A 6597-nucleotide genomic window follows, 5' to 3' on the forward strand; every position below is an offset into this window, starting at 1 on the left:
GCTCTCACCTACTTTCGAGACACAATAAGCAGGGGTTCGCATGAAAACGTGTCTGATCGTCGATGATTCACGGGTGATCCGCAGGGTTTCGAGGCACATCCTCGAAACGCTTGGATTCAAGGTGGAAGAAGCGGAAAACGGCAAGGAAGGTCTCGATATTTGCGAGACCGCCATGCCCGACGTAGTCCTGCTCGACTGGAACATGCCGGTAATGACCGGCATCGAATTCATAATCCAGCTGCGGCAGCGGCCCGGCGGCGACAAACCGAAGGTCGTGTTCTGCACCACCGAGAACGACGTCGCGCATATCCGCGAAGCGATCGAAGCCGGCGCAGACGAATATGTGATGAAGCCGTTCGATCACGAGACGCTTCAGATCAAGCTGCAGCTGGTCGGCTTCGCGTGAATGCGGACGCTTCCTCTCCCGGCCGCCTGCTGAGGCCTGCACCCCAACCAAAACCGCTCGCACGGGCATACGGCTCCGGGCGAATGGCCGTGCGCGTGATGATTGTGGACGATTCGCTGACAGTCCGCACGATCTTCAAGCGCATGGTCGAAAGCGACCGCAACATGGCGATTGCCGGCACCGCAAGCAGCGCCGAACGGGCTATCGCCCAGCTGCGGACCACGCCCGCCGATGTCATCCTGCTCGATCTCGAAATGCCGGGCATGGGCGGGCTCGACGCGCTGCCCGCGATCCTCGAAACCGCCGAGGGCGCTCAAGTCCTGGTGGTCTCTTCGCTTACCGAAGACGGTGCCGAAGCGACAATGGCCGCGCTTTCCATGGGCGCGGCGGACACTATGCTCAAGCCGCGTCCGGGAGGGTTCAACGAAGACTATCGCACGCAATTGTTGGGCAAGATCAGGGCACTGGGTAGCACCGCCAGCGAAGCGGCCGGAGGTGCTCCGACTGCAACAGAGCGGCTCGGTGAAGAAACGCATTTGCGCAGCGGCAAGCGCCCCGAAGTGCTCGCGGTGGGCGCATCGACCGGCGGCATCCATGCGCTCAACCTGATGCTGCGCGCCATCCCGCCCGAATTCAACCTGCCGATTCTCGTTACCCAGCACCTGCCCGCTTCCTTCGTGTCGGTCTTCGCGCGCCAGATCGAAACGGTCAGCGCGCGCCGGACGGTCGTGGCCGAGGACGGCACCGAGATCCGCCCCGGTGAAGTCGTGATTGCTGCCGGGCACGGTCACATGATCGTGCGCCGGGTCGGCGAGCGACTCATCGCCAAGGTATCGTCGGAACCCGCACAAAGCGGCTGTATGCCATCGGTCGATCCGATGCTGAACAGTCTGGCGCACGCATGCGGCGGACGTGTGCTCGCCGTCATCCTCTCGGGCATGGGGCGAGATGGGCTATCCGGTGCGCAGGATCTTGTCGAGCGAGGCGGAACGGTCTTCGCCCAGGATGCCGACACCAGCGCCGTCTGGGGCATGCCGGGCGCTGTCGCCAAGGCCGGCCTGGCCAGCCTCGTCGCCGCACCCGAAGCTCTGGCTGGCGAGATCGCTTCATTCGCCCGCCTCCCGGTCTCGAGATGAAAGCGAAGCGGTAGCCGCAATGGAAGTCAGCGAAGCCTCTTACCAGATCATTGCCGACCTGTTGGAATCGCGCACGGGACAGCACCTCACGGAAAGTCGCCGGTGGCGAGTCGCGACCGCGCTGTCGGGTATCTTTCGCGAGCACGGAATCAGCAATGTCGACCAGCTCGTGTGCCTGCTCGACCTGCCGATGCGCACCCCGGGCAAGCCTGACCTTTCCCAACAGGTGGTCGAGGCGCTGCTGAACAACGAAACCTATTTCTTCCGCGACAAGCCGACCTTCGACCAACTGCCCGAGGACATCTTCCCGGAGCTGGCGAGCCGCCGTGCCGACACAAAGCGGCTCTCGATCTGGTGTGCGGGCTGTTCGACAGGCCAGGAAGTGCATTCGATCGCGATGATGTTTGCCGATGCAGCCGAGCGCTGGAAGGACTGGACGATCGACATCCTCGGGACCGATGTCTCGCATCGCGCGATCAACTCCGCGCGCAACGGTGTGTACAGCCAGTTCGAGGTTCAGCGCGGCTTGGGGGTTGCGCAAATGCTGAACCATTTCGAAGAGACCAGCCAAGGCTGGCAGGTGCGTGAGGAAACGCGCGCAAATTCGCGCTTCCAGCATCATAACGTCCTGAACGATCCGCCTTCGCGCCAGCGCTTCGATCTCATACTGTGCCGCAACGTTCTGCTCTATTTCGACCAGCCGACCCGCCAGCGTGCCTTCTCGCGGCTTTCGGAAGCGCTTGCCGATGACGGATTCCTGATGCTCGGTGCCGGCGAAACGGTTGTCGGCCAAACCGATGCCTTTATGCCGGTTCCGAGACGCCCGAGCATTTACCGCCTGGCCCGCCAAGCCGACTGTCTACGTCTGCTGGCCACCGGCTAACCCTGCCAACTTCGATTGAAACCATATCGGCGACCGAAGCGCCGCAGCGGCGCACGATTTTACCGGAAATTAGCCAATGCGCTTTAGGAACCGTCGCGGTTGGGAGGTTGCCGACTTTTTCGATGGCAAGCACCTGAAATATCGTGCGTAACAGGGAACAGGCGTGACCGAACAGAGCAAGCCACAAGGTCTGGACGCTGTCAGGCTCGTCGTCGTGCCGTTTGCGGTCCTTTCGCTCGTATTCGGCTTGATAACACTGGTGGTTATCGCCAGCGACCGGATTGCCTTTGCCTCGCCCGGTGCGCTGATCATCGCCGGATTGCTTGTTTATGCGGGTACCATAGTGCTTCTCGGACGCAGCGGTTTCGCCAACGTCCGCGCAATCGAAAAGTTCGTCACCAAGGATACCTTTACCGGCCTCCCCAATCGCCGCGCGCTCCATTCGGATATCGCTCGCCTGCACGCATCCGAAGATGAAGTCGCGATCGCGCTGATCGACCTCGATTCCTTCAAGCAGGTCAACGATCGCTACGGTCACGCCATGGGGGATCGGCTTATCAAGACCTTTGCCTCGCTGTTGCGCGAGGTTATGGGCGAAGAAGCGCGATGCTATCGGCTCAGCGGAGACGAATTCGCGGCAGTCATATCGGGCCGTGCAGCCGGGACAATTCTCGAAGGAATGTGCCGGTCGCTGCTCGACCAGCTCCATTCACCGTTCGAGGCCGATGATCGCCTGGTTTCGGTCGGGGCCAGCGTCGGCCTCGCTCGCAGCACCCACGATGCTCGTCTGGTGTCTTCGGAAATGTTGCGCCGGAGCGACGTCGCCATGTTCATGTCGAAGCGCGGTGGAAAGATGCGCTGCACCTGGTTCAACGAAACGTTCGACCGGCGCCGTGAAGCTGTGCGCGAAATCGAAGACGAGCTGCGCGGCGCGCTTGCCAACTCCGAATTCGCACTCGCATACCAGCCGCTGGTCGATGCCGGGGACGGGCGGATCGTCGCGGTCGAAGCGCTTCTGCGATGGAATCGCCGCAACGGGGAGCGTATTGGACCGAACGTCTTTATCCCGATTGCCGAGGAATCCGGGCTGATCAATCCAATCGGGCTGTGGGTCCTGCGCCAGGCCGTTTGCGATGCCAAACACTGGGCGGGCATCAGCCTGTCGGTGAACATTTCCGCGGCGCAGCTGCGCAATCCGGAATTCCCAGTCAAACTCGGCGAAATACTTGAAGAGACCGGGTTTCCGCCGGAACGGCTCGAACTGGAAGTAACCGAGACCTGCCTCGTGCTCGACCCGGTGGTTGCCGAGCGCACACTGGCTGTGATCCGCGGCTTCGGGGTCCGTATTTCGCTCGACGATTTCGGCACCGGATATGCCTCGATCGGATTCCTCCGAAGGTTCCGGTTCCAAAAACTCAAGCTCGATCGCAGCCTCGTGGTGCAGGCCGGCGAAGACGAAGGGAGCCGCGCGATGATGCTTTCGAGCATCGCGCTGGCCCGCGCACTCAACATGGGCGTGACCGCCGAGGGCGTCGAAACCGACGAACAGGCCGATCTGGTGCGGCTTGCCGGAGCCGACCAGATCCAGGGCTGGCTTTACTACAAGGCCATGCCGGCGGAGGAAATCGACCAGCTGATTGAGGAACAGGCCGCTCCCGACCGGGTTCGGGCCGCACTTGCCGCCGGGGGAGCAACCCAATGAGTGCTTACGAACACGTAGGGCCCCGCCCTAGTAGCGCGGCTGACGAGACCGCCGCTGCCGTTTCGGGCGAGGCCTATCGGTATGAGGAAAAGGGCGGCTGGCTCGTCGGCTGGTTCCGCCGTCGCAGCACAGGCCAGAAGGTGCTGCTCACTGTGGGTACACCCCTCGCGCTTGTCTGCATTACCGCCGCGTTCGCCTTCATCAGCCTCGGCCAGATATCGGACGGGCTTCGCAGCGGACGGATCGATGCAATCGCGGCAGCCGCCGCCCAGGCAGACGCTCTCCGCTATGTCATGGTCGGCGCCGTCGTGGCCGGGATCGTCCTGATGCTCGCATTGCTCAACTTCATCCGTATGGACGTCATTGGCACTACGCGGCAGCTGATCGACTGTATGCAGCGCATCGCAGGCGGCGAGCACGATATCGTTGTGCCGCACCGCGAGCGGATCGACGAGTATGGGCAATTTGGCGAGGAGATCGAAAAGATCCGTCTATCCAGCATCGTCCTGTCGAAGCTCCATCGCGAGCGAGCGGAACGGGCCAATGCCGAGCTTGAGGAACAGACCCGGCTGCAACTCCAACGCGAAGAGGCGCGGGCCGATCACGATGCCATGCTGCGCGATCTTGCGGACCAATTCGAACGGACGATCGGCGACGTCGTGAGCGGTGTCGCTGCGGCGTCGGCGCAGCTTCAGAACACGTCGCGATTGATGGCCACCAGCGCGGATGATTCGAGCCGACGTGCCGGGGAAGTCTCGGCTTCGATGCGCGAGGCGAATTCGGGTGCGACCGCAGCCGCTGCGGCAAGCGACGAATTCGCGATGTCGATCGGGGAGATCAGCCGTCAGGCCGCATCCTCTGCCGAATTGGCGCGCACTGCAACGCTTTCGGCGGGCGAGGCGGACCAGACGATCTCGGCACTTGCCGACTCCGCCCAGCAAGTCGGCCAGATTGTCGAGCTGATCCAGACCATCGCGCAGCGCACCAATCTGCTCGCGCTCAACGCTTCGATCGAAGCGGCTCGCGGCGGTGAGGCAGGACGCGGCTTTGCGGTTGTCGCCAGCGAAGTCAAAGAGCTTGCGATGCAGACGAGCCGCGCCACCGAGCAAGTGGCCGAGCAAATTCGCACAATGCAGGACACGACCGGCGCAAGCGTATCCGCCTTGCGGTCGATCTCCGATCAGGTTCAGCAGCTCGAAACCACGGCCGTGTCGATTGCCAGCGCGGTCGACCAACAATCGGTGGCGGGACAGGATCTGGCGCGCAGCATCGACCTCGCCGCGCGCAGCACCGAACAGGTGAGCGCCCATATCGAGGACGTTCGCGAACTCTCGCTTTCGACCGGTTCGGCAGCCAGCCAAGTTCTTTCCAGCGCAACCGATCTCGAAGCGCAGGCGACAACCCTGCGCAGCCAGGTCGATGCCTTTCTTGCAAAGGTGCGCGCGCGTTAACCGGTCTTGGGCGAATTGCCGCCTTCTCCGCCTCAGTGGAAAGGAAATGGAAAGGATTTTCGTTCAGGAATTGTCCCCGATGAAAGGTCAGCGGGGTATGCCGGCATGAACATGATGAGCCAGCAAGACGCGCATTCGGAGCCTGTGGTGCCCGAATTCATGAGCCAGCTTCAGTCCGATCCTGCAGCGAATGACGAAAGCACGGCCCCACCCGCTTCCTCGCGCACCCTGTTCGATCGCTTCGCATGGTTCGGGAATCTCAAGATCAAGGGCAAGATCCACGCGATCTTCGGTACGTTTTTCGCTGTCTGTTTCGCAATGGCGCTCATCATCGCAATCGGCCTCACCGAGATCTATGTCCGAGCGCAGGCCGCCGCCGAGGTTGAAGACGGGGTCATCGCCTCGACCGCGTTGCGCGGGACCATCGGGGAACTGCGCTACAGCTCCGACAGGATCGTTTTCGGGCAGGAAGCAAACGCCAGCGAACTCCAGCAGGAAGACTTTGCAGACGCAGAGGCGCAGCTCGACGATGTCGAAGCGGTGGTGAGAAAGCATGTTCCCGAGCTAGCCGACCGCTTCGATGCCACCCGAAACAATCTCCAGGACTACAAGGCAACTTTCACAGATCTCGTGGCCAGTCTCGATCGCGGCGGTCGCAGCCGGGACACGGCTGCGCTGTCTTCCCAATTGAACGAGCAGGGCGACGCCCTGTTCACACAGGCCGATGCCTTTGCAACCGACCTCTCGGCTTTCAGCGATCAGATCAAGCAGAACGCGACCGACTACTTCTTCACGATGATCGTGATCGTCATCACCCTCGGACTGATCGGCTCGGTGATCCTGCTGATCGGCCTGAACTATCTGTCGCGGGACTTTTCACGCAAGGTCTCCGAGATCACCCACGGGATGAACCGGCTCGCCAAGGGAGATCGCAACTTTGAAATCGCCGGGAGCGATCGCAAGGACGAGCTTGGGGAAATGATCCGCGCGCTCGACCTCTTCAAACGCGCGGGTCGCCA

6 protein-coding genes (1 of these 6 running past the window's edge) are annotated in these 6597 nt (G+C 62.1%); all 6 read left to right on the forward strand.

Annotation, left to right across the window (positions count from 1 at the left end; translation table 11 throughout):
* The first annotated feature begins 40 nt into the window (after positions 1-40).
* On the forward strand, positions 41-406 hold the full coding sequence (locus ACI5KX_RS13745) for a response regulator (protein WP_406811227.1): 366 nt from the start codon (positions 41-43) through the stop codon (positions 404-406).
* Positions 407-489: 83 nt separating this feature from the next.
* Positions 490-1542, forward strand: coding sequence for a chemotaxis-specific protein-glutamate methyltransferase CheB (gene cheB, locus ACI5KX_RS13750; RefSeq protein WP_406811228.1), 1053 nt, complete (start codon positions 490-492; stop codon positions 1540-1542).
* Positions 1543-1561: 19 nt separating this feature from the next.
* Positions 1562-2425: a CheR family methyltransferase gene (locus ACI5KX_RS13755; protein WP_406811229.1), complete on the forward strand. Its 864-nt coding sequence runs from the start codon at positions 1562-1564 to the stop codon at positions 2423-2425.
* A gap of 163 nt (positions 2426-2588) precedes the next feature.
* On the forward strand, positions 2589-4127 hold the full coding sequence (locus tag ACI5KX_RS13760; RefSeq protein ID WP_406811230.1) for a putative bifunctional diguanylate cyclase/phosphodiesterase: 1539 nt from the start codon (positions 2589-2591) through the stop codon (positions 4125-4127).
* On the forward strand, positions 4124-5578 hold the full coding sequence (locus ACI5KX_RS13765) for a methyl-accepting chemotaxis protein (protein ID WP_406811231.1): 1455 nt from the start codon (positions 4124-4126) through the stop codon (positions 5576-5578). Before ACI5KX_RS13760 ends, ACI5KX_RS13765 begins: the two co-directional genes overlap by 4 nt.
* Positions 5579-5683: 105 nt before the next feature.
* Positions 5684-6597: the 5' portion of a methyl-accepting chemotaxis protein gene (locus ACI5KX_RS13770; protein WP_406811232.1), read on the forward strand. It continues 946 nt past the right edge of the window; 914 of the gene's 1860 nt are visible here — the first part of the coding sequence; its start codon is at positions 5684-5686; its stop codon lies off the right edge, out of view.

Origin of the sequence: Erythrobacter sp. GH1-10 (assembly GCF_045363165.1) — a bacterium.
Classification (GTDB): Bacteria; Pseudomonadota; Alphaproteobacteria; order Sphingomonadales; family Sphingomonadaceae; genus Erythrobacter.